This is a genomic window from Salinivibrio sp. PR932 (assembly GCF_001996125.1).
Classification (GTDB): Bacteria; Pseudomonadota; Gammaproteobacteria; order Enterobacterales; family Vibrionaceae; genus Salinivibrio; species Salinivibrio proteolyticus.
This window is the reverse complement of record NZ_MUFM01000011.1, coordinates 58,127-81,641: the sequence shown is the minus strand read 5'-3', so window position 1 is coordinate 81,641 and position 23,515 is coordinate 58,127. Positions and strand designations below refer to the sequence as shown.

Below are 23,515 nucleotides of genomic sequence, written 5' to 3'. Positions count from 1 at the left end.
GCCTTGTCCGATTTAAACACGGACAAGCTAACACTTATTGCAATGAAAGTGTGATTGCTGTCGCTTTACTGCAAGGGAATGTTAAGAAAGGTCTTGCGGCTCGACATCTAATGACCACCTCACTTTACGCGACAGAGGGAGCTGTTGGATGGCCGGAAGCGCCACTTGGAGCCATTGCTGCATGATTTTTCGGCTGGGCGCTTGAATGAGGAGTTGCCACCGATAGCGACCCGCGCGTTTCGCCATGGCGGCGGGCATAGGCCCCATAATATGGCATTCATCCTGTTGAATCGGTGAGGTAGCCAGCGTTTGACGCACCTGTTGTAAAAACTGCTGGACACTGTTTTCTTCATGCCCGTCGGCGCGAAAGAGACTAAGAAACGTGTAAGGCGGCAGCCACGCCTGACGCCGTTCATTTAACGCAGATTCGGCAAAGGCTTGATAACCTTTATGCACTAAAGATTGGATCAGGGTGTGCTCTGGATGGTGGGTTTGTAATAACACGGTACCCGGCTTACTGGCGCGGCCCGCTCGCCCGGCGACTTGCACCATCAATTGGGCCAAACGCTCAGGGGCACGAAAGTCATTACTGAATAGTGCCCCGTCAACATCGACTAAGGCGACCAGGGTGACGTTAGGAAAGTGATGGCCTTTGGCGAGCATTTGTGTGCCCAATAGAATTTGATACTCACCCTTTTCAATGTCGGCCAAGTAACCTTCAAGGCTCCCTTTTCGCCGGGTATTATCGCGATCAATGCGAACGGTATTGTATTCGGGAAACAAGGTGCCAAGCTGGGATTCGAGTTGCTCGGTACCGACGCCGACACTAATAAGCTGGGTAGAGCCACAGTCGCCACATTGGGGAGGCACACGTTTTTGGTGGCCACAGTGATGACAACGCAACTCTTGGTGTTGTTGATGAAGGGTATAGTAGGCATCACAGCGTTGGCAGTTCGCTAGCCAGCCGCATTCGTGACACATCATCGCGGGCGCATAACCGCGGCGATTTAAAAACAGCATCACCTGGTTACCTTGTTGCAGGTGCTGACGCATTTCAGCAATCAGCGGCGCCGACAAGCCAGCTTCGAGGTGATGGCCTTTGATATCGAGTATCCCTTGCCGGGCGGTGACCGCGTTACCAGGACGTTGCGTGAGCTTAAGGTACTGGTATTTTCCGGTTTTTGCGTTGTGTAAGCTCTCCAGTGATGGCGTTGCCGAGCCCAAGATCACCGGCACTTGTTCTTCATGCCCCCGCATGACAGCCAGATCGCGGGCGTGATAGCGAAAGCTATCTTGCTGCTTATAGGAAGGGTCGTGCTCCTCATCGATAATGATGATGCCAAGCTTTGCCATGGGGGTAAAAAGCGCTGAGCGTGTGCCAATCACTATCGCGGCTTGATTTTCCCGTGCGGCCAGCCAGGCGTTGAGACGGTCGGTATCGCTGAGCCCTGAATGCATCACGGTCACAGGAACAGCAAAGCGGCGCTCAAAACGGCGAATGGTTTGTGGTGTCAGGCCAATTTCTGGCACCAGGATGAGCGCTTGCTGGCCACGTGCGAGCACCGGCTCAAGCACATTGAGATACACCTCGGTTTTGCCTGAGCCAGTGATCCCCTCTAATAGCGCGCAGGCAAAACCATCGCCAGCATTGAGGGTGGCAACCGCCATCGCTTGCTCGTGGTTTAACGTCGGTTTTTCTTCGGTCACCGCAAAGTTTTTTACCCAAGCATTGGCCTGAGAAGGGGGCGAGTAGGGCGCGATCCAGCCTTTTTCTGCCACCGTCTTTAGCACCGGCGTGCCGATGTCTTGTTCGATTAAGTCGGCTTGAGTGGCTGGACCGTGCGTGAGAAGCTGCAACACTCGGGCTTGTTTGGGGGCGCGGCTCAGACCTGATAGAGGTTGGTTTTGTCCTGACTCGGTGATTTGCCACCATTTTTGTTGCTGCAATGTCGCAGGGCGTCCTTTACGCAGCGAGGTTGGCATCACCGCCCCCATCGCATCTCCTAGCGGATGATGGTAAAAACGGCTCGCCCATTGCAGGAGATTGTATACCGCGGGGGTCCAAACCGGCTGCGTGTCGAGTACGGTATCAATCGCTTTGAGTTGGCTGGCTTCCACACTGGCCGTTGGCGACAAGCCGGTAACGATGCCAACTTTATGCTGGCGTCCAAACGGCACCTTGACGCGCCCTCCGATGATTGGATGCTGATCGTCTGCAATACGGTAATCAAAGGTTTTCGGCAAAGGGACAGGCAAAGCCACCTGAGCAAACTGTTCCATCACAACATCTTATTGGCCAGAAGGAATGTCAGTGTAACGGTTAGCCACACGTTGGCAAAGCCTTGTTGCACCGTAAGAGACACGCGGATTGCACAAAAAAGTTGCGAAAAAGAGGGCGCTTGATTAGAATTGCGCGCCTTAGAAAATGTTTGTTAACGACGTGTGGTGCCCGGCTTAGGATCGGGAGAGCGACACGGCCTTTAAGATGAGGTTATCCCTATGAAAGCTGGTATCCATCCAGAGTACAAAGCCGTCACAGCAAAATGCTCTTGCGGTAACGAATTCGCGTTCAGCACAACCCTAGGCAAAGACATTTACCTAGACGTGTGTGACAAGTGTCACCCATTCTACACTGGTAAGCAGCGTATCCTTGATACCGGTGGCCGTGTTGACCGCTTTAAGAAGCGTTTCGGTGCCCTTAGCAGCAAAAAATAAGCCGCTATTGACCGAATACAGAGAAGGGACGCATCAGCGTCCCTTTTTTGATCGTATCGTCCCTGTCATCGGACAACAGGTCCGAGCATCATCGCGAATGCGCTGTTAGTACTGGTGGACGTTTGCTCCCTGCGTTACCATCTTTTTTATTATACAAACCTTCCCTGTGTGGTTTGTAGAGTGTCTGACTAATATCGGTGACGCTTCCCTGTCGATATTAGTTTCCCCTTCACGATAATAATTAGGAACACTAGATGTCGGACGATAAACGCCAGCAAGCGCTGGATTATCATGCATACCCTACTCCCGGAAAAATTTCTGTTGAATTGAGCAAACCTGCTGACTCGGCCGCGGATCTCGCGTTGGCGTATAGTCCTGGCGTTGCTGAGCCTGTGCGTGAGATAGCGCAAGATGCGGATGCGGTTTACCGCTATACGGGTAAAGGCAACATGGTGGCGGTGGTCTCAAACGGCACCGCGATTTTGGGGCTAGGAAATTTAGGCCCCATGGCTTCTAAGCCTGTCATGGAAGGTAAAGCTTTATTGTTCAAGCGTTTTGCTGGCTTGGACTCGATCGACATTGAAGTCAAACACCGTACTATCGATGAATTCGTGGATACCGTGGCGAACATCGCGGATACCTTTGGCGGTATCAATCTCGAAGATATCAAAGCCCCAGATTGTTTTGAGATTGAAAAACAATTAATTGCACGTTGCGAAGTGCCTGTATTTCATGATGATCAACACGGCACGGCCATCGTCACCGCTGCCGGCATGCTTAACGCGCTTGAGCTGCAAGGCAAAGATATCCGCGAGGCGACGGTGGTGTGCATGGGCGCAGGCGCAGCGGCTGTTGCCTGTATGGAGCTATTAATAAAATGTGGCGCTCAGCGGGAAAAAATCTATATGTTGGATCGTAAAGGCGTGATCCATACGCGTCGTGACGACATCAACAAATACAAGCAGCTGTTTGCCAATAACACGGATAAGCGTACCCTCGAAGATGTGATTGAGGGCGCGGATATGTTCGTTGGCGTCTCCGGTCCAGACTTGCTCTCACCCGACGCCTTGAAGCTGATGGCAGATAAACCCGTGGTATTTGCCTGCTCGAACCCAGATCCTGAAATTCATCCGGATGTGGCGCATCAAGTGCGCGATGATCTGATCATGGGAACCGGGCGTTCGGATTACCCGAATCAGGTCAATAACGTGCTCTGCTTCCCGTTTATTTTCCGTGGCGCATTGGATGTACGTGCCAGTGAAATTAACGATGCGATGAAGTTGGCAGCGGTAGAAGCCATTCGCAGCCTAGCCAAAGAGCCTGTCCCACAAACGGTATTAGACGCCGCCGGTTTGTCTTCGCTAAGCTTCGGCCCAGATTACATTATTCCCAAGCCAATGGACGCGCGTTTATTACCTAAGGTCGCCCGCGCGGTAGCGCTGGCCGCCGTGGAAACCGGCGTGGCTCGTATCGAGATGCCAGAAAACTATATGCTCGATAAGGCGTAATGCTTGAGCGTGAGGAAAGCGCGGTGGAATAGAGCCTGAGAAGGCTGTACTGAGCACCTATCATTACAGAAAACCCGCCAATCGGCGGGTTTTTTTAGTATTCGCTATCGTCGAACTCGATACCAAGCTCTTCCATGATCCGACGTGCTTCAGCGGGAATGCTGTCGGGTTTATCCTTACGGATATCGTCATCGGTTGGTAGTGGTTGGCCGGTGTAGGCATGAAGAAATGCCTCACACAACAACTCACTATTGGTCGCATGACGGAGGTTTTGCACCTGACGACGAGTACGCTCGTCGGTAAGAATTTTTAGTACTTTTAATGGGATAGAGACGGTGATCTTCTTTACCTGCTCTTTCTTTTTACCATGTTCGGCATACGGATTAATGTAGTCGCCGTTCCACTGCGCCATGTCTCACCTATCTTGATTATGGAATACCCAGAATGATGCTGCGGAGATTTTAGCTATATTAACCGCCACATGCAAAGGAGTATAGACGTCTAGAAGTGTTGACGTCCCAAAAAGCACAGGGTAAGGTGGCAGTATGAAACCTGGATCACGCCCACGATGCGCAAACCAGACTAGCAAGGATAGATCATGACTGAGAAAAAAACCGACACTATCGCCGTTCGGACCGGAATTGGGACTGACACCCAGCACCATGCGGTGGTGCCTCCCCTGTACTTATCGACCAATTACCGTTTCCCGGCACTGGGTGATGTGCCTACTTACGACTACGCGCGAGGCGGCAACCCAACGCGTGCGCAGCTCGAACAAGCGCTGACTGACTTAGAAGGGGGCGCAGGTGCGGTGGTGACCAACTGCGGGATGTCGGCGATAAACTTGGTGCTATCTCTGTTGGAGGCTGGCGAGCATATTGTCGCCCCACATGATTGTTATGGCGGCACCTATCGCTTGCTCGAATCGCGTGCCAAACAAGGGATCTGGCAGGTAAGTTTTGTCGATCAATCGGACCATGATGCGTTGGACCAAGCATTGGCTAAACAGCCCAAGCTCGTGCTGGTGGAAACCCCATCCAATCCACTCTTACGCGTGGTCGATATCGCAGAAATATGCCAAAAAGCCCATCAAGTGGGGGCTTGGGTGGTGGTCGACAACACTTTTTTATCTCCCGCTTTACAGCAACCTCTTGCGCTAGGGGCCGACATGGTGGTGCATTCGACCACCAAATTTATTAATGGTCATTCTGATATTGTCGGTGGCGCGGTGATCGCAGCAACCAGTGAGCTTGCCGAAACCTTAGCGTGGTGGGGCAACTGTATAGGCGCCACGGGCAACGCGTTTGACAGTTATATGACATTGCGAGGGTTGCGTACCTTAGGCGCACGGGTTAAACAACACCAGCAAAACACGCAAGCGGTACTCGCCTATCTGCAAACGGTTCCTGCTGTGCGCCAACTCTATTATCCGGGACTCGCTACCCATCCGGGTCACGAAATTGCTGCCCGTCAGCAATCAGGCTTTGGTAGTATGCTGAGCTTGGAATTGGATACCGACAGTGACGGGGTGGCGCGTTTTATCGCAGGCCTTTCGCTATTTGCTTTAGCAGAGTCGTTAGGCGGTGTAGAAAGCTTGGTCACACACCCAGGCTCCATGACACATCGGGCGATGAGTGATGTGGCGCAAGCGGAAGCGGGTATCGCACCGACTTTGCTGCGCTTTTCAATCGGACTGGAAGATGCGGATGATCTCATCGCTGATTTGGCCCACGCTTTTGCGGCACTGGCCGCGTAACCTGAACAACGTTACGGCGCTGTTCCTTGCTTTACCCTGATATTTGGTTAGACAAAGAGAGACCTTGTCATGCATGCGCAATCGACGGAGACGTCCCCTGAATCACAACGACAACTTCATAAATTTGGCGGCAGCAGCTTGGCGTCGCCCGCCTGCTATCGTCGGGTTGTAGATGTATTGACCGCCCACGCGGGCCGCCAAGATTTGATTGTGGTCTCCGCGGCAGGCAAAACCACTAACCAATTGATCGCCTATTTGGCTCAGCTCAACAAAGACGGTCGCCTCGCCCATGAAACGCTACAGACCTTGCGCGGCTTTCAGCAAGATTTAATTGAAAATCTTATTGATGGTGAAGATAAGCAGCGCCTTGTCGATGCCTTGTATACAGACATCGCCACGATTGCGACCTTGGGTGAGGGCGCGCTGACTGACGCAGATAAGGCGCGTATTCAAGGGTTTGGCGAGGTATGGTCGGCACGCTTACTGGCGAGCTTGCTTAGCCAGCACCAGCAACCGGCTGTGATGTTGGACTCACGTCTGTGTCTACGTGCCGAGCGGGCAGCGCAGCCGGAGGTTGATCGGGGAGCGTCTTGGCCATTGCTGAACAACCAGTTATCCCAATATGCCCACACCCAAGTGGTGATCACGGGCTTTATGGCACAAAATCAAGCGGGAGAAACCGTGCTGTTAGGGCGCAATGGCTCCGATTACTCGGCCACTGTCTTGGGGGCGCTTGCAGGCGTGAGCCGTGTGACCATTTGGAGTGATGTCGCCGGGGTCTATAGCGCGGACCCACGCCATGTTGATAATGCCTGTTTGCTGCCTTTAATTCGTCTTGACGAGGCGGGAGAACTGGCGCGACTCGCGGCTCCCGTGCTGCATAGCCGAACCTTACAGCCGGTGGCGCAAAGTGCGACCGACCTGACGTTGCGCTGCACCCAAGCGCCGGATAGCGGATCAACACGTATTGAACGCGTGTTAGCCACCGGGCGCGGGGCAAAAATCATTACGGCGTTGGATGAGGTGAGCTTGCTCCAGTTTGATGTCGCGCGAGGACAAGATTTTCAAGCGATAAAACAAGAGCTCAGCCGGATTTTGTCACAGCTAAAAGTACAGCCATTAGCAACGGATTACCAAGACGACCAGTACCGTATTTTGTTAGCGTTTACCACGGAAGTCGTGGCATTGGTAATGGCGCAAATTCAAGATGCCGGCCTCCCAGCTGAACTCAAACTGCGTGAAGGCTTTACCATGGTGGCGGCGGTTGGGGCAGGCGTGGTGAACAACCCCGTACACTGCCATGGCTTCTATCAGCAACTCAAATCACAGCCGGTGGAATTTATCAGTGAGTCGGCCTCTGGGCTGAGCTTGGTTGCTATCCTACGCCACGTCCACACTCAGGCACTGGTTGCCAGTTTGCATGATGCCTTGTTCCAAGCTCAGCGCCGTATCGGCTTGGTGTTGGTGGGCAAAGGCAATATTGGTACCCGTTGGCTAAGCCTTTTTGCCGAGCAAAAAGCACACTTGGAAAAGCGTCATGGTAAGGAAGTCTCACTGATTTCAGTGGTGGACAGCCGCAACCAATGGCTTGATTTTGCAGGTATTGATGCCACGCATGTGTTGGATGGGTTTGACGAGCGTTGCGAGCCTTATTTTGATGATGAGTGGCTCACCCGTCTACTGAATCACCCGTATGACGATGTGATTGTGTTGGATGTCACCGCCAGTGAGTCATTAGCGTACTTGTATCCGCGACTTGCCGAGCATGGCTTTCACTTAATCTCCGCCAACAAAGAGGCGGGCGCCGCACCCGCCGAGCAGTACCACGCGATTCAGCAGGCGTTTAGCAAAACCGGGCGCCATTGGCTCTACAATGCGACCGTGGGCGCCGGGTTACCGATTAACTACGCGGTGCAAGATCTGCGTGAAAGTGGTGACACGATTGTTGCACTGTCTGGGATCTTTTCTGGCACTTTGTCATGGCTGTTTTTGCAATTCAGTGGTGAGGTCCCCTTTAGCGTCCTGCTTGAGCAGGCTTGGCAGCAAGGCCTAACCGAGCCTGACCCACGGGATGATCTTTCTGGGGCTGACGTGGTGCGTAAATTGGTGATTTTGGCACGTGAAGCGGGCATGTCCCTCGAACCTGAGCAGGTAAAGGTTGAGTCCTTGGTGCCTAAGTCACTGGCTGATCTGTCTTTGGATGCCTTTCTTGATAATGCACACCAAATGGATGAACCGCTACAAGAGCGATTAGACAAAGCGCATAAAAATCGGTCAGTGCTACGTTATGTGGCGCGCTTGGAAGTTAACGGTCACGCCCATGTGAGCCTAGAAACCCTACCCAGCGAGCATCCACTTGCGCATCTATTACCGTGTGACAATGTGTTTGCGATTGAAAGCCAATGGTATCGCGAGAATCCTTTGGTCATTCGTGGGCCAGGGGCGGGACGTGATGTCACGGCAGGCGCCATTCAATCCGATTTAAATCGCTTGATAAGTCGCCTTCACTAACCCGCTAATGGATAACCGTGATCAAGCTGTCTGCGCGCTGCGTAGGCAGCTTTTTTTGTGCCGTTACCCGCGTTGTGAGGTGTGCATTGATGGCTGTGTCGTCTATCTTCATAACACCATGAGTTTTTTTCATGGCTTGCATCGTTGACATTTTAGCCGAATCACGACAATCTTTAGACATGTGGACGTCTAAACGTATAAATCAAAAGCAGAGCAGAAACAGGCAGACTGAACAGCGTCGTTCGGTGTCAGGGAGAGGATATGAGCTACACACACGCAGGCCACATTGATGCACTCAATCAGAACATTGCTGACTTAGATGGCGATATTAACGTCTCATTTGAGTTTTTTCCTCCCAGCACCCCAAGTATGGAAGAAACCCTCTGGAACTCAGTACATCGCTTAAAAGCACTCAAACCTAAGTTTATGTCGGTAACCTATGGCGCCAACTCCGGTGAGCGTGATCGCACCCATGACATCGTGAAAAGCATTCATGACCAGACTGGTATCGCGGCAGCACCCCATCTAACCTGCATTGATGCCACTGAAGATGAGCTCCGTCATATTGCCCGTGATTATTGGCAAAATGGCATCCGTGACATTGTGGCGTTGCGTGGCGATTTGCCATCGCCGGAGAAGAAGCCGGATATGTACGCGGTCGATTTAGTCCGTTTGCTCAAAGAAGAGCATGACTTTGATATCTCGGTTGCCGCTTACCCTGAGGTGCACCCAGAAGCGAAAAGCGCGCAGGCGGATTTGATTAACCTCAAGCGCAAAGTGGATGCTGGTGCTAGCCGGGCGATTACCCAGTTTTTCTTCGATGTCGAAAGTTATCTACGTTTTCGTGATCGCTGTGTTGCCGCCGGGATTGACGTGGAAATTGTCCCAGGGATTTTGCCCGTCTCTAACTTTAAGCAGGCGTCGCGCTTTGCCAAGATGACCAATGTGCGTGTGCCGCAGTGGATGCACAAACAGTATCAAGGGCTGGAGGATGATCCTGTCACGCGTCAGATGGTGGGCGCCTCTATTGCGCTTGATATGGTGCGAGTGCTAAGCCGTGAAGGCGTGAAAGATTTTCACTTTTATACCCTCAACCGTGCGGAATTGACGTATGCCCTGTGCCATACCTTAGGGGTTCGCCCGCTTGCGGTCACGCCTTAAAAAAGATACGCCCCGGTTATGTCGGGGCGTATTAGGTTGCGTGTTGTGTTTGTTGTAGTGATTAAGCACTGGCGGCGAGCATAGTGAGCTCGTCGCGCACTTCCTGCGCCCATGCCATCCATGCACGACGTTGATGGATGCTGCGTCGCAGTGCGAGGCGCATTAAACGTTGTTGTGACGTGAGCAGAGTGACTTGGCCATATTCACGCTGTTCCAGTAGCGTATAGTGATTAAGCAGCTGCTGAGACTCGGCAATCAAGTTATTCACATGATCCAGCATGGGAGCTGGGTCGAGTACATCACAACTGAGTAGTCTGGCGACATACTCGTCACGTGGTGGGGCTAACTTGGGTGTTTGAATAAACCACGCCTCAAGCATCTCAGTGCCGACAGGTGTGATGGCGTAGACCTTCCTATCGGGTTTACCGACTTGCGGCTCCAGGCGGTAGGTGACAGCACCTCGATCGGCGAGCTTATTGAGTTCACGATATACCTGTTGATGGCTGGCTTTCCACACATTGCTGATGGTGGTGGAAAACGCCTTGGTAATATCATAACCCGTGGCCTCGCAGTTGCTTAGCACTGTCAGTATTACATGGGGGAGTGACATCTCTTATATCCACAGTTTTGTTTGTACAACGATTGTTTCCTGGCGGCGGCTAGCCTTCTTTGGGCTATTTCACCGTCGCCAAGGCTTGTTCCAAGTCGGCAATGATGTCATCGATATGCTCAATGCCGACACAAAGACGGATCATCTCTGGCGTTACCCCGGCTTTGGCTTGTTCTTGCTCATTCAGTTGGCGGTGGGTCGTCGAGGCGGGGTGACAAGCCAGCGATTTAGCATCACCGATATTCACTAAACGTTTGAACAGATTAAGCGCATCATAAAATTTCACCCCTTCATCAAAGCCGCCCTTTAAGCCGAATGACAGCAATGACGCGGGCAGCCCGCCGCGTATCAGTGACTGGGCGCGGGTATAATGTGGGTGAGCGGATTGACCCGCATAGTTCACCCACGCGACGGCGGGGTGATGGGCAAGGTAATCGGCCACGGCTTTGGCGTTTTCGCAGTGGCGCTCCATCCGCAGACTTAAGGTTTCTAAGCCTTGCATCAACATAAAAGCATTCATCGGCGAGAGGGCTGCGCCACTGTTACGCAGCGGTACCGTACGTGCGCGGGCAATAAACGCCGCAGGACCAAAGGTCTCACTGTAAACCACGCCATGATAGGCCGGTTCCGGTTGTGAGAATTGCGGGAAGCGGGCTTGATGGGCCACCCAGTCAAAGGTACCGCCATCGACAATCATACCGCCAAGGGTGGTGCCATGGCCGCCAATGTATTTAGTCAGCGAGTGCACCACGATATCGGCGCCATGCTCAATGGGTTTACACAAAACGGGCGTAGCCACGGTATTGTCGACCACCAAAGGGACACCATGCGCGTGTGCGATTTTGGCAAAACCCGGTATATCCGCGATATTGCCAGCAGGGTTGCCAATCGACTCGCAATAGACCGCTTTGGTGTTGTCATCGATCAGCGCCTCAATCGCACTGGCGTCGTCACTCGCGGCAAAACGCACCTCGATGCCTTGCTCGGGAAGCATGTGGGCAAACAAGGTATAGGTGCCACCATAAAGCTGTGGCGTGGCGACGATGTTATCACCGGCCTTGGCAAGTGTTTGAATCGCATAGGTGATGGCGGCCGCACCGGCACTGACGCAAAGCCCTGCGATCCCCCCCTCTAATGCCGCCACCCGTTGTTCCAACACGTCGTTGGTCGGGTTCATGATCCGTGAGTAGATATTGCCTGGCACATCGAGGTTAAATAGATCAGCGCCGTGTTGGGCATTATCAAACTCGTAAGCGACGGTTTGATAGATAGGTGTCGCCACCGATTTGGTAGTGGGGTCGGTCTGGTAGCCGTGATGAATCGAGAGGGTTTCGTCTTTCATGGCAATTCCTTTGCGTTGTTGGGTCGCGTCAGTGCGACCTTCAATAGTAATAATATTATCAATGCAACAGCAAGCATTCGCTGACGCTTTAGCTAAAAAAAACGAGCAGCGGTTGCCGTGACACGACAAATCGATACGGAAACAAAAAAGCCGTACCCTGAGGTACGGCTTGGTGCTCGGTGATTTAACCGGTATTACGTAGGCCGGCGGCAATCCCCGCGATGGAAATCATCAAGGCATCGTCGAGTGATTGGTCCGGATCCTCTTGCTGACGCGTGCGGTATAACAGTTCGGCTTGTAGCATGTTGAGCGGCTCGACATAAATATTACGTAAGCGAATCGCTTCAGCCCCCCACGGGTTTTGCTCCATCAGGTTATCGCTGTTTTCCACCGCCAGCACCACTTGGATATCTTGGCGTAATTGCTCACGCAAGGATTCACCTAGCGGCCAGAGGCTTTCATCGACCAAGCGCTGATCATAGTACTTGGCAATGTCTAGGTTGGTTTTGGTAAACACCATTTCCAGCATCCCGAGACGGGTGGAGAAAAACGGCCATTCGCGGCACATTTCTTCCAGCTGGGCTTTGTGGCCCTTTGCAATGGCGTGATCGATTGCTTGTCCAGCCCCCAGCCAAGCCGGTAGCAATAAACGGTTTTGACTCCAGGCGAAAATCCAAGGAATCGCGCGCAAGCTTTCCACACCGCCGTTGGGGTTGCGTTTAGAAGGGCGCGATCCCAGTGGTAGTTTGCCTAATTCAAGCTCAGGGGTGGTGGAGCGGAAGTAAGGGACAAACTGCTCATGCCCACGCACTACATCACGGTAGGCTTGGCAGGAGATGTCACTCAAGGTGTCCATCAGCTGTCGCCATTCCTGCTTAGGCTCCGGCGGTGGCAGCAAGTTCGCTTCCAAAATCGCGCTGGTATACAGGTTTAAGCTGTTAACGGCGACACCAGGCAGCCCCAATTTAAAGCGGATCATCTCGCCTTGTTCGGTCACGCGTAGGCCACCTTTTAGGCTGCGAGGTGGCTGTGAGAGCAAGGCGGCGTGGGCAGGGGCACCTCCCCGGCCAACCGTCCCGCCACGGCCATGGAAAAGGGTGAGATTAACCCCTTGTTCATCACACAAATTGACCAAGGCTTCCATGGCGCGATATTGCGCCCAACCCGCGGACATGACTCCAGCATCTTTGGCGGAGTCCGAGTAACCGATCATCACCATTTGAACGTTCTGGGTAAAGCCTCGGTACCAATCAATGGCCAGCAGCTCACCAATCACCGCCTCGGCATTGTTCAGATCGTCCAGGGTTTCGAATAATGGACACACATCCATGCGGAATGGACAGCCAGCTTCTTTTAGCAATAAATGCACGGCCAGCACGTCGGAAGCGGTGCGAGCCATCGAAATGACATAGGCGCCCAAGGCTTCGCGCGGCTGTTCGGCAATTACTCGACAGGTGTCGATCACTTCTTGTACCTCAGGCGAGGGTGACCAATCACGTGGCAACAACGGACGCTTAGACGCCAGCTCGCGAGTCAGGAAGGCTTGCTTGTCTTGCTCGCTCCATTGGGCGTAATCGCCCATCCCCAAATAACGGGTTACTTCTGAGAGCACATCGGCATGGCGGGTACTTTCTTGGCGAATATCGAGCTTGATCAGGTGCACGCCAAAGCATTGCACGCAGCGAAGTAGGTCAAGCAACTTGCCGTCGGCAATAATGCCCATGCCACATTGATGGAGAGACTGGTAACACGCCAGTAATGGTTGCCACAATTGCTGGGTGTCGGTCAGGATACCTTGTGATGAGGCGCGCTCGCCTTTCAGTTTGGCATCCAAGTAGTTCAAGGTATGAGTTAGCTGACTGCGCATGGTTTTGAGGATGGCGCGATACGGCTCGTGCGCCTCGCCGGCCATCTCACGCACAGTGTCATCACACTGTGTCATTGACAGTTCACTGATCAAATCCTGCACATCGCGCAAATACAAATCCGCTGCTTTCCAGCGTGATAACAGCATCACTTCACGGGTAACCTCGCTGGTGACATAGGGGTTACCGTCGCGGTCGCCGCCCATCCAAGAGGAAATTTGTACCGGTTTGGCATCAATGGGTAAGTTGATATCGAGATGGCTTTCAAGCTGCTGATCAAATTGGCGTAAAAACGCCGGTACTGCTTGCCACAGTGAATTTTCAATCACCGCGAAGCCCCATTTGGCTTCATCAAGTGGGGTAGGTCGCTCTTGGCGGATCACATCGGTGTGCCATGCTTGTGCAATCAACTGCTCAAGACGTTTCTCAGTTTTGGCACGCTCTGCCGCCCCCAAATGTTCACTGAGCTCTAATTTCGATAAACATTTATTAATCTGCACCAAGTTATGAATGGTGGTGCGGCGTGCGATTTCGGTCGGGTGAGCGGTCAGGACTAACTCAATTTTTAAATCGGCGATCGCTTGTTGCGCGTCATTGGCATCAATCTCACCTTGGCTGACACGGCGGAGTAAATCGTCGATAGCGTCCGGGCTGCACTCCAACGCGTCGCATTGACGCGAGACGGTGTGATATTGCTCGGCGATATTAGTCAGATTCAAAAATTGGCTAAAGGCGCGGGCGACCGGAAGCAGTTGGTCAGCCGGCAAGTTTTGCAGCACGGTTTTCAGCTTAGCATGATCGTCCTGATTGCCAGCGGCAGCCGATTTTGAGAGCTGACGAATTTCCTCAACTTTTTCTAAGAGTGCTGGACCATGGGCATCTTGGATGGTGTTACCCAGCAGACGGCCAAGCATACTGACATTGCTTTTTAAGGCAGAGTACTTTTCGTTCATAGCGTATCCATTCTGTAACAAAGTTACATCCTACTGTGACTGTAAAGAACCAATCTAGCGAATATTGCGCGATCGGGTCAACTTAACCGCAAATTAGCGCGAAAACTGGCCAGCGGATTTGATGCTTATCATAGAGCCACCCCAAAAGATGAAAAAAAGTTTCAGCTTTTAGGGCTGCCAATCGCGAGAGGCACTCTCCATGCCTGCCATATCGCGACTTTCTCGTGAATGGCGACAGGGCGATTTGCATGATTAGATAGAATTATTGCTCTATTATGAATGAATAGACATAAAAAGTGACTTTTTACGCTTTTAGGGCTTGACGGATAAACGGGAATACGATAAAAAATAACCATTCACTATTTATGAATAAAAATATTTTTGAGAGTTGACCCATGATGCCACTCGCCACCAAATACAACGCCCTTTCTGCTCGACGACGCTAGCCTGCCTTGCGTGGCTATTGGCTACGCCCTCGATACTCTGCTGCCCCGCAGCACACCGTAAACACCCACAAAGAGAGACACCCATGACACTTAACACCATTATTGTCGGTGCCAGTGGCTACACAGGAGCCGAGCTTGTCGCCCTTGTCCATCGCCATCCACAACTGCACTTGGCCGGTTTATATGTCTCGGCAGGCAGTGAAGACGCCAACCGCCCCGTGAGCGCGTTGCACGGCCAATTGCGTGGTGTAGTGGATATGCCACTGATGCCTTTGACCTCGCCACAGGATGTGGCCAAGCAAGCCGATGTGGTGTTTTTGGCCACTGCGCATGCGGTTAGTCATGAATTGGCGCCGATTTTTCTGGCTCAAGGTTGCGTGGTGTTTGATTTGTCGGGGGCGTATCGGGTCAATCAAGCGGATTTTTATCCTACCAATTACGGCTTTTCGCACCAGTCACCGGCATGGCTGGCGCAAGCCGTGTATGGCTTGGTGGAGTGGCAACAGGAAGCATTATCTGCAGCGCAGCTGGTCGCCGTGCCGGGATGTTACCCGACCGCCAGCCAGTTAGCGCTCAAACCCGTGCTGGATGCAGGCTTGTTGGATAAACAAATGTGGCCGGTGATCAATGCCACCAGTGGCGTGACGGGCGCGGGGCGCAAAGCGAGTCTGACCAACAGTTTTTGCGAAGTGAGCCTGCATGCCTACGGGGTGTTTTCTCATCGTCATCAGCCAGAGATTGCCGCACACCTAGATACGCCGGTGATTTTCACCCCACACCTTGGCAGTTACAAACGCGGCATTCTTGCCACCATTACCGCCAAATTAGCGCCAGGTGCTAGTGAGGCCGAGGTGGGGCAGGTACTGAACCAGGCTTATCAGGATGCGCCGCTGGTACGGGTACTACCTGCCGGTGAGGTGGCCAAGCTGCAAGCGGTGCAACATACCGGCTTTTGCGATATTGGCTATCAGGTCGCGGATGGGCATCTGATCCTTACCAGTGCGATCGATAACTTACTTAAAGGCGCGGCCAGCCAAGCCGTGCAGTGTTTAAACCTTAAGTTTGGCTTTGCCGAAACCACAGCGATTGTCTAGGAGAAACGGATGAAAACGCCATTAGTGATTAAATTAGGCGGCGCAGCACTGAGCTGCAGCGAGACCCTCGCCAAGGTTTTCGGCGCGATGAACACCTATCGCAGTGAGGCTGAGCGGCCGCTAGTGCTGGTGCACGGTGGCGGCTATTTGGTCGATGATCTACTTAAAAAGCTCAGTCTCACCAGTGTAAAAAAACAAGGCTTACGGGTCACGCCAGTCGACCAGATTGATTATGTCACCGGTGCCCTCGCCGGCACGGCCAATAAGCTGCTGTTAGCTGAGGCGCGTAAGGCGAAGATTAAAAGCTGCGGCTTGAGCTTGGCCGATGGTGGCTTGTGTCAGGTCAGCCAGCTGGACCCTGAACTGGGGGCAGTGGGGGAAGCCAGCGCCGGTGATCCGAGTCTGCTGCAAGCGGTACTGGCCGCGGATTGTGTTCCTATTATTAGCTCGATTGGCATCAGTGACCAAGGTGAGCTGATGAACGTCAATGCCGACCAAGCGGCGGTAGCGGTCGCAACCACTCTCGGGGCGGAGCTGGTATTGCTGTCGGATGTCAGCGGCGTATTAGACGGCAAAGGACACTTGCTGCCTTGCCTCACCGAGTTAGATGCGCAGCACTTAATGGAAAAAGGGGTGATCACCGATGGCATGGTGGTCAAGGTCAACGCGGCGTTTGCCGCTGCCCGTGAACTGGGTAAACCGGTTGAGATTGCCACCTGGCGTTACCCAGAAAAACTCACGCAATTATTCGATGGCCAGCAAATCGGCACCCGGTTTAGCGCCAGTTAATTAGACGTATAACGACGCGACGACACCGTCGATTTAGGATTTAAGGAGAGCAAGATGAGTAAGGTAAATAAAGTCGTACTGGCCTATTCGGGTGGATTGGATACTTCGGCCATCATTCCATGGCTAAAAGAAAACTATGACTGTGAAGTGGTGGCCTTTGTCGCTGACGTGGGTCAAGGCGAACAAGAGCTCGAAGGCATTGAGCAAAAAGCACTTGCCTCGGGGGCATCACAGTGTTTTATCGCCGATCTGAAACACGAAATGGTGGCGGATTATATTTACCCCAGCCTGAAAACCGGGGCGGTGTATGAAGGCAAGTATCTACTGGGCACCTCGATGGCACGTCCTATCATTGCCAAAGCGCAGGTCGAATGTGCCCTTGAGGTCGGGGCGGATGCACTTTGCCACGGCTGTACCGGCAAGGGGAACGATCAAGTCCGTTTTGAGAGCACCTTCTCCGCGTTGGCGCCGCAACTGAAAGTGATTGCGCCGTGGCGGGAGTGGGATCTTACCAGTCGTGAAGCCTTGCTCGATTACTTGGCCGCCCGTGACATTCCTTGTACGGCGAGCCTTGAGAAAATTTATTCACGTGATGCCAATGCTTGGCACGTTTCCACCGAAGGTGGTGTCCTGGAAGATACTTGGACCGCGGCCAATCAAGATTGCTGGGTATGGACCGTCGCACCAGAAGAGGCGCCCAATACGCCTGAGTTTGTCACCTTGGGCGTACAAAGCGGGGAAGTGGTCTCGGTCGATGGTGAGTCCATGTCGCCTTATGACGTGCTGACGCTGCTGAACGACAAAGGCGCCCAACATGGCGTGGGACGGATTGATATTGTTGAGAACCGTTTGGTGGGGATGAAATCCCGCGGCTGCTATGAAACCCCGGGTGGCACCATCATCATGGAAGCGCTGCGTGGCGTTGAACAACTGGTGCTGGATAAAGAGAGTTATCAGTTCCGTGAGGAGCTCGGTTTAAAAGCGTCTCACCTGATTTATGATGGGCGTTGGTTTACGCCGCTTTGCCAGTCGATTGTTGCCGCGGCTAATTCCCTTGCCGCACCGGTAACGGGCGAGGTGGTGATCAAACTCTATAAAGGGCAAGCGACTGTGGTACAAAAACGCTCGACCAACAGCCTGTACTCGGAAGACTTTGCCACCTTTGGTGATGATGATGTCTACGATCACAGCCATGCCGAAGGCTTTATCCGTTTGTATTCGCTGTCGAGCCGGATTCGGACGCTGAACAAACAAAAACAATCCTAATTAAAAAAGCATCGTGAGCAGTAAGGAGAGACAGCATGGCATTATGGGGCGGACGCTTTAGTCAGGCAGCAGACAAACGGTTTCAAGCGTTTAATGATTCACTGCGCTTTGACTATCGCTTAGCAGAGCAAGACATTGTGGGCTCCATTGCTTGGTCCAAAGCCTTGCGTTCGGTGGGCGTGCTGAGTGATGACGAGCAACAGCAATTGGAGCTCGCGCTCAATGAGCTCAAGCTGTCGGTGATGGAAAACCCGAAGCAAATCTTACGCTCAGAGGCCGAAGACATTCACAGCTGGGTTGAGCAGCAACTGATCGACAAAGTTGGGGATTTGGGCAAAAAGCTGCACACCGGACGCTCGCGCAACGATCAGGTTGCTACGGATCTCAAGCTCTGGTGTCGCCAACAAGGCCAGCAAATCTTGCTGTCTCTCGACAAGCTTCAGCAGCAGCTGGTGGATGTGGCCAGCCAACACCATGATACCGTGCTGCCCGGCTACACCCACTTGCAGCGTGCGCAGCCAGTGACCTTTGCCCATTGGTGTTTGGCCTATCTGGAGATGTTTGAGCGCGACACCACCCGCTTACAAGACGTGCTTAAGCGTCTGGATACCTGCCCGTTAGGCTCCGGTGCGCTGGCAGGCACGGCGTACCCGATTGATCGCGATGCCTTGGCACAACAACTCGGTTTTGAGCGGGCCACCCGTAATAGCCTTGACTCAGTCTCGGACCGTGATCATGTGATGGAGATGCTGTCTGCGGCGTCGATATCAATGCTGCATTTATCGCGGATGGCCGAAGATATGATCTTCTATAACTCGGGCGAATCCGGGTTTATCGAGCTGGCCGATACGGTGACATCAGGCTCCTCGCTGATGCCACAAAAGAAAAACCCTGATGCGTTAGAGCTTATCCGCGGCAAAACCGGCCGCGTCTATGGCACCTTGTCGGCGATGATGATGACGGTGAAAGCCTTGCCACTGGCCTATAACAAGGATATGCAAGAAGACAAGGAAGGGCTCTTCGATGCCATGGACACGTGGCATGATTGCTTGGATATGGCCGCCTTGTGTTTTGAAGGTATCACCATTCACAAAGACAAAACCTTGCAGGCGGCGCAGCAAGGTCATGCCAACGCCACCGAGCTCGCGGATTATTTGGTGAGCAAAGGGATCCCGTTCCGTGAAGCGCACCACATAGTGGGCGTGGCGGTGGTGTCTGCCATTGAGCAAGGTTGTGGACTGGAAGATTTACCGCTTGCCACCTTGCAGCAATTCTCACCGGTGATTGAAGACGATGTGTATGCCATGCTCACGATCGAATCTTGCTTGGCCCAACGTCGGGCGCTGGGTGGGGTAGCGCCTGAACAGGTCAGCTTTGCCATTCAAGAGGCGCAAAAGCGTTTAGATAAGCGCTTTACCCCCAAAGTCACGGTGCGCTCGGCAAGGCTCACTGACCTCGATACCATCGAAGGCATGGTGGTGTATTGGGCAAAATTGGGGGAGAACTTACCTCGTGATCGCCATGAATTGGTGCGTAATATCGGCCTATTTGCGGTATCCGAGCATCAAGGGGATCTCACCGGCTGCGGATCGCTGTATATTTACGACTCAGGACTTGCAGAAATTCGCTCCTTAGGGGTTGAAGCAGGCTGGCAGCGCCAAGGTCACGGTACGGCGCTGATGATGCACTTGATTAAAAAAGCCAAGCAAATGGCGATTGAGCAAGTCTTTGTCCTCACCCGAGTGCCCGAGTTTTTCACTCAATTGGGCTTTACCCCGGTGTCGAAATCGCAACTGCCTGAGAAAGTGATGAAAGATTGTGAAATCTGTCCGCGCTTCCACGCCTGTGACGAAGTGGCACTGACCTATCACATTGCCGGGCCAGCCACGATCTCGACCTTCTCTACGTTGGAGTAGGGTGACCTATTGCCTGACGATATCAGCGTCGTCGTTATCCCTCCTTAAGGCTGCGTGCTGACTAAGTCGCAGCTTTTTTTGTGTCCTCGTCATAAAAAATTCATCAAAATTAGCTGCTTACAAATTGTTACATTGTACGGTTTGTCACAGAAGCGTCACGCGCAATGACCATCATGCCCGCGTTTTCTCGTTAATAATGGAGATTTTGTGGTGAAGACAATCCTTACGGCCGCGGTGGCCTCAGCCTTATTAGCGGCAACTGCACACGCGGCAGTGCCTCAGCAAAACGATGTCTGGTATCAAGACGCGCAAGCGGCATTGGCGGCCGCTAAAGCTAACCCACCTATCACGGGCAAAGCCAGAAATGTGATCCTCTTTGTCGGCGACGGCATGAGCGTGGGGACAATCACCGCGGCGCGGATTTATCAGGGGCAGCAGCAAGGACAAACTGGTGAGGAAAACCGCCTTGGCATGGAAAGCCTGCCGCATGTTGCGCTAGCCAAAACCTATAACACCGACATGCAAACCCCTGACTCGGCCGGGACCGCGACGGCGATGGTCACTGGGGTGAAAACCAAAGCCGGGATCATCAGTGTTGACGATAACGTTCAGCGTGGTTTTTGCAGCACCGCCAAAGGTAACGAAGCGAAAACCTTATTTGAAATGGCGGGCGAGAAGGGCAAAGCATTAGGGTTAATCTCAACCGCCCGTTTAACCCACGCCACCCCAGCCACCACTTATGCGCACAGTGCGGATCGCAATTGGGAAAACGATAGCAAGTTGCCCAACATTGCCAAAAACCAAGGCTGCACCGACATTGCCAGCCAGTTTGTCGACTTTGACGCTGGTGAAGGATTTCAGGTGGCGTTCGGCGGCGGACGGCGTGAATTTATTCCTGCCGATAGCGTCGATCCTGAGGGCAAAAAGGGCAAGCGTAAAGATGGACGCAACTTGATTGAGGCATGGCAAACCCGTCACCCTGATGGTCAATATATTTTCGATAAATCCGGTTTTGATGCCATCGATCCGGCGACCACTTCACGCGTGTTTGGTTTGTTTGAAAGCAGCCACATGAAATATGAAGCGGATCGCCGTGAAAGCCAAGATGAGCCATCATTGGCGGACATGACTAGCAAGGCGATTGATATGCTTAGCCGCAACAAAGACGGCTATGTAATGATGGTGGAAGCCGGACGTATCGACCATGCTCACCATGCGGGTAACGCCGCGCGAGCGTTAGAAGATACGCTGGCTTACGATGATGCCATCAAGGTGGCATTAGCGAAAACCAACCCAGAAGATACCCTGATCATTGTCACCGCCGATCATGCCCACACCATGGTGATGAACGGCTATGCGGAGCGGGGCAATCCCATTCTCGGCTTGTCACGTCAAAAAGGGCGCTTGAATCAGGATGATTTTGGTAAAACCTATACCACGATTACTTATGGCAACGGCCCGGGTGCGGTGAAAGGTGAGCGTGAAAACTTGCAAGAAGGGCAGGTGCGTAAGCTGGATTACAAACAGCAATCCTTGATTAAGCTCGGTTCGGAAACCCACTCCGGTGAAGATGTGGCGATCATGGCGCGTGGTCCAATGGCGTGGTTGTTCCAAGGGGCCGTGGAGCAAAACTACATTTTCCACGTGATTAACGAAGCCACGGATCTGGCTGATTAATCGTCTGGTGTGTCTGATGACCCGCGCTCCGGCGCGGGTTTTTTATTGCGCCGAAACGGATAAATCACCACATGCAGGGTGAGTAGCACACTGGCACTGCCGGCGGCGAATAACAATGCAATTGACTCCACTTGCCGTGGCGTGTCGGCATAGCCCCACCACCAGAGTGGCCAAAGTAGCGCGCACATGGCGGCCAGTTGTTTCATACAACGGGTACAGCGTCCCAGTTTTTGTTGCCAAATCGCGGACTGACAGTATTTGCAAGCCATGCGGTGTCTCTTGGTCGGTAATGGCGATAGCTTATTGTGGCGCAGTGGGCCGCCGGATACAAAAAAGCCCTCCAACGAGGAGGGCAAAAGGTAAGCAAGTGCTTGGGGAAGCAACAGGCAGCGCCTGTAAAGCGCCGAGTGTCGGCGAAAAGGGCAGTGGATTAGCAGCCTGGTCCGCAGTCCATGCAGTGTTTGATCATTTCAGGACCGAGTTTGAGCTTGGCATTCACATCCCGCAATGCGGTACGTACCCCCTCCTCAATCACTGGGTGATAGAAGGGCATATCTAGCATTTGCGAAATGGTCATTTGGTTTTGATGTGCCCATGCCAACAAGTGGGCCAAGTGTTCGGCGTTCGGTCCTATCATTTCGGCGCCAAGGAAACGGCCTGTGCCTTGTTCGGCATAAACGTGCAACAAGCCTTTATTGCGCAGCATCACCCGTGAGCGGCCTTGGTTTTCAAACGACACCACGCCGGTTTCAAAGCAGCCACAGGGGCCGAGACGGTCGGTAATCGCTTTGTAGCTTTCGCCAACCATTGCGATTTGTGGGTCGGAGAAGACTGCGGAGAGCTTGCTGCGGCGTAATCCGGCACGGATATCTTTGCCGCGTCCGGCGTTGTCACCGGCGATGCGCGCTTGGTCAGCCGCTTCGTGCAGCAAAGGAATTTGGTTACTGGCGTCACCGGCAATAAAAATGTGCGGTGCCGTGGTTTGCAGGGTGTAACTATCGGCAACTGGCACGCCGCGGGCATCCACTTTAATGCTGGTTGCATCGAGGTTTAGCTTGTCGACATTGGGGCGACGACCGGTGGCGGCAACCACATAGTCGACCCAGCGCAGTTGGCTTTCGCCCTCTTTATCACGATAACGGATTTGTACCTTATCGCCTTCACGCACCATCTCTTCCACCTTGGCATCGGCGTCGAGATAAAACTCCTCACTGAAGGTTTTATCCGCATAGGCCATGATGTCCGGATCGGTCAGCGGGCCTACTTGGCCGCCGACGCCAAACATGGTCATCTCGACCCCGAGGCGATGCAGCGCTTGTCCGAGCTCAAGGCCAATCACGCCCGGGCCAAATACCGCAACCGAGTCAGGCAGATCGTCCCATTCGAAAATATCATCATTGACCACTAAACGATCACCAAGGTGATCCCAAGCAGACGGCCAGCTTGGACGCGAACCTGTCGCGATCACAATGCGATCAGCATGGATGGTGGTGTGATCGTCAACCATTAAAGTGTGATCATCCACAAAGCGCGCATAGCCATCAATTTTGTCTTGGGCGGGAATGTCATCGACACTTTCCAGTACAAAGCCGACAAAACGGTCACGCTCGCGTTTCACCCGATCCATCACCTCACGGCCATTAATTTCCGTGGTGCCGCCGGGGTACACACCGAAGCCGGGCGCTTTGTCGATATGATGCGCCGCTTCAGCCGCCGCAATTAACAGTTTGGAAGGCATGCAGCCAACTCGCGCACACGTGGTGCCATAGGGACCGCCTTCAATCATCACCACGTTATCCGTATGTGCTTTGGCTGCGCGATAAGCACCGAGTCCGGCAGTTCCGCCACCAATCACAGCCACATCAACCGTTAATGTTTTCATTGCTTTCTCCTGGGAAAATAACGG

General features: G+C 53.1%; 17 protein-coding genes. 10 read left to right on the top strand and 7 right to left on the bottom strand.

All coding sequences use genetic code 11. From position 1 onward, the window contains the following. Positions 1–81: 81 nt before the first annotated feature. The gene (gene priA, locus BZG84_RS07625) at positions 82–2,283 is read right to left on the bottom strand and encodes a primosomal protein N' (protein WP_077638704.1); all 2,202 of its coding nucleotides are present in this window, start codon (positions 2,281–2,283) and stop codon (positions 82–84) included. Positions 2,284–2,499: 216 nt separating this feature from the next. Here priA and rpmE point away from each other — a divergent pair, with 216 nt between their 5' ends. Beyond that, positions 2,500–2,715, top strand: coding sequence for a 50S ribosomal protein L31 (gene rpmE / locus BZG84_RS07620; RefSeq protein ID WP_046074736.1), 216 nt, complete (start codon positions 2,500–2,502; stop codon positions 2,713–2,715). A gap of 254 nt (positions 2,716–2,969) precedes the next feature. After that, complete coding sequence (locus tag BZG84_RS07615) at positions 2,970–4,223, top strand: malic enzyme-like NAD(P)-binding protein (RefSeq protein ID WP_046074737.1); 1,254 nt, start codon at positions 2,970–2,972, stop codon at positions 4,221–4,223. Positions 4,224–4,317: 94 nt separating this feature from the next. Here the strand turns inward: BZG84_RS07615 and metJ are convergent, their stop codons facing one another. Then, complete coding sequence (gene metJ, locus BZG84_RS07610) at positions 4,318–4,635, bottom strand: met regulon transcriptional regulator MetJ (RefSeq protein ID WP_046074738.1); 318 nt, start codon at positions 4,633–4,635, stop codon at positions 4,318–4,320. Between the two features lie 186 nt (positions 4,636–4,821). Here metJ and metB point away from each other — a divergent pair, with 186 nt between their 5' ends. The 3 genes from metB (at position 4,822) to metF (ending at position 9,651) form a co-directional block, all read left to right on the top strand. Further along, complete coding sequence (metB, locus tag BZG84_RS07605; RefSeq protein WP_077678117.1) at positions 4,822–5,979, top strand: cystathionine gamma-synthase; 1,158 nt, start codon at positions 4,822–4,824, stop codon at positions 5,977–5,979. Positions 5,980–6,048: 69 nt separating this feature from the next. Continuing rightward, positions 6,049–8,490 (top strand): bifunctional aspartate kinase/homoserine dehydrogenase II, encoded by a 2,442-nt coding sequence (locus tag BZG84_RS07600; RefSeq protein ID WP_077678116.1) that lies wholly within the window; start codon positions 6,049–6,051, stop codon positions 8,488–8,490. A gap of 261 nt (positions 8,491–8,751) precedes the next feature. Next, positions 8,752–9,651, top strand: coding sequence for a methylenetetrahydrofolate reductase (metF, locus tag BZG84_RS07595; RefSeq protein ID WP_046074741.1), 900 nt, complete (start codon positions 8,752–8,754; stop codon positions 9,649–9,651). 61 nt (positions 9,652–9,712) lie between these two features. On the opposite strand, the gene BZG84_RS07590 is transcribed toward metF, so the two are convergent. From BZG84_RS07590 to ppc, 3 genes are all read right to left on the bottom strand, one after another. After that, positions 9,713–10,261, bottom strand: coding sequence for a PadR family transcriptional regulator (locus BZG84_RS07590; protein WP_046074742.1), 549 nt, complete (start codon positions 10,259–10,261; stop codon positions 9,713–9,715). 64 nt (positions 10,262–10,325) lie between these two features. After that, complete coding sequence (locus BZG84_RS07585) at positions 10,326–11,603, bottom strand: O-acetylhomoserine aminocarboxypropyltransferase/cysteine synthase family protein (RefSeq protein ID WP_077638701.1); 1,278 nt, start codon at positions 11,601–11,603, stop codon at positions 10,326–10,328. Between the two features lie 184 nt (positions 11,604–11,787). Then, positions 11,788–14,421 (bottom strand): phosphoenolpyruvate carboxylase, encoded by a 2,634-nt coding sequence (gene ppc / locus BZG84_RS07580; RefSeq protein WP_077578251.1) that lies wholly within the window; start codon positions 14,419–14,421, stop codon positions 11,788–11,790. A 529-nt stretch (positions 14,422–14,950) separates the two neighbouring features. On the opposite strand from ppc, the gene argC reads away from it, so the two are divergent. From argC to BZG84_RS07555, 5 genes are all read left to right on the top strand, one after another. After that, the gene (gene argC, locus BZG84_RS07575) at positions 14,951–15,961 is read left to right on the top strand and encodes an N-acetyl-gamma-glutamyl-phosphate reductase (RefSeq protein ID WP_077678115.1); all 1,011 of its coding nucleotides are present in this window, start codon (positions 14,951–14,953) and stop codon (positions 15,959–15,961) included. A gap of 9 nt (positions 15,962–15,970) precedes the next feature. After that, on the top strand, positions 15,971–16,750 hold the full coding sequence (argB, locus tag BZG84_RS07570) for an acetylglutamate kinase (protein ID WP_077578253.1): 780 nt from the start codon (positions 15,971–15,973) through the stop codon (positions 16,748–16,750). A gap of 54 nt (positions 16,751–16,804) precedes the next feature. Next, on the top strand, positions 16,805–18,016 hold the full coding sequence (locus BZG84_RS07565) for an argininosuccinate synthase (RefSeq protein WP_046074747.1): 1,212 nt from the start codon (positions 16,805–16,807) through the stop codon (positions 18,014–18,016). Between the two features lie 35 nt (positions 18,017–18,051). After that, on the top strand, positions 18,052–19,932 hold the full coding sequence (gene argH, locus BZG84_RS07560) for an argininosuccinate lyase (RefSeq protein ID WP_077678114.1): 1,881 nt from the start codon (positions 18,052–18,054) through the stop codon (positions 19,930–19,932). Between the two features lie 210 nt (positions 19,933–20,142). Beyond that, complete coding sequence (locus BZG84_RS07555; protein ID WP_108743606.1) at positions 20,143–21,609, top strand: alkaline phosphatase; 1,467 nt, start codon at positions 20,143–20,145, stop codon at positions 21,607–21,609. Here the strand turns inward: BZG84_RS07555 and BZG84_RS07550 are convergent. Together BZG84_RS07550 and BZG84_RS07545 are read right to left on the bottom strand one after the other, a co-directional pair. Further along, complete coding sequence (locus BZG84_RS07550) at positions 21,606–21,878, bottom strand: DUF3624 domain-containing protein (protein WP_046074750.1); 273 nt, start codon at positions 21,876–21,878, stop codon at positions 21,606–21,608. The genes BZG84_RS07555 and BZG84_RS07550 overlap by 4 nt on opposite strands. A 161-nt stretch (positions 21,879–22,039) precedes the next feature. After that, a complete protein-coding gene (locus tag BZG84_RS07545) occupies positions 22,040–23,491 on the bottom strand; it encodes a dihydrolipoyl dehydrogenase (RefSeq protein WP_077662622.1) in 1,452 nt (483 codons plus the stop codon). Positions 23,492–23,515 lie beyond the last annotated feature (24 nt).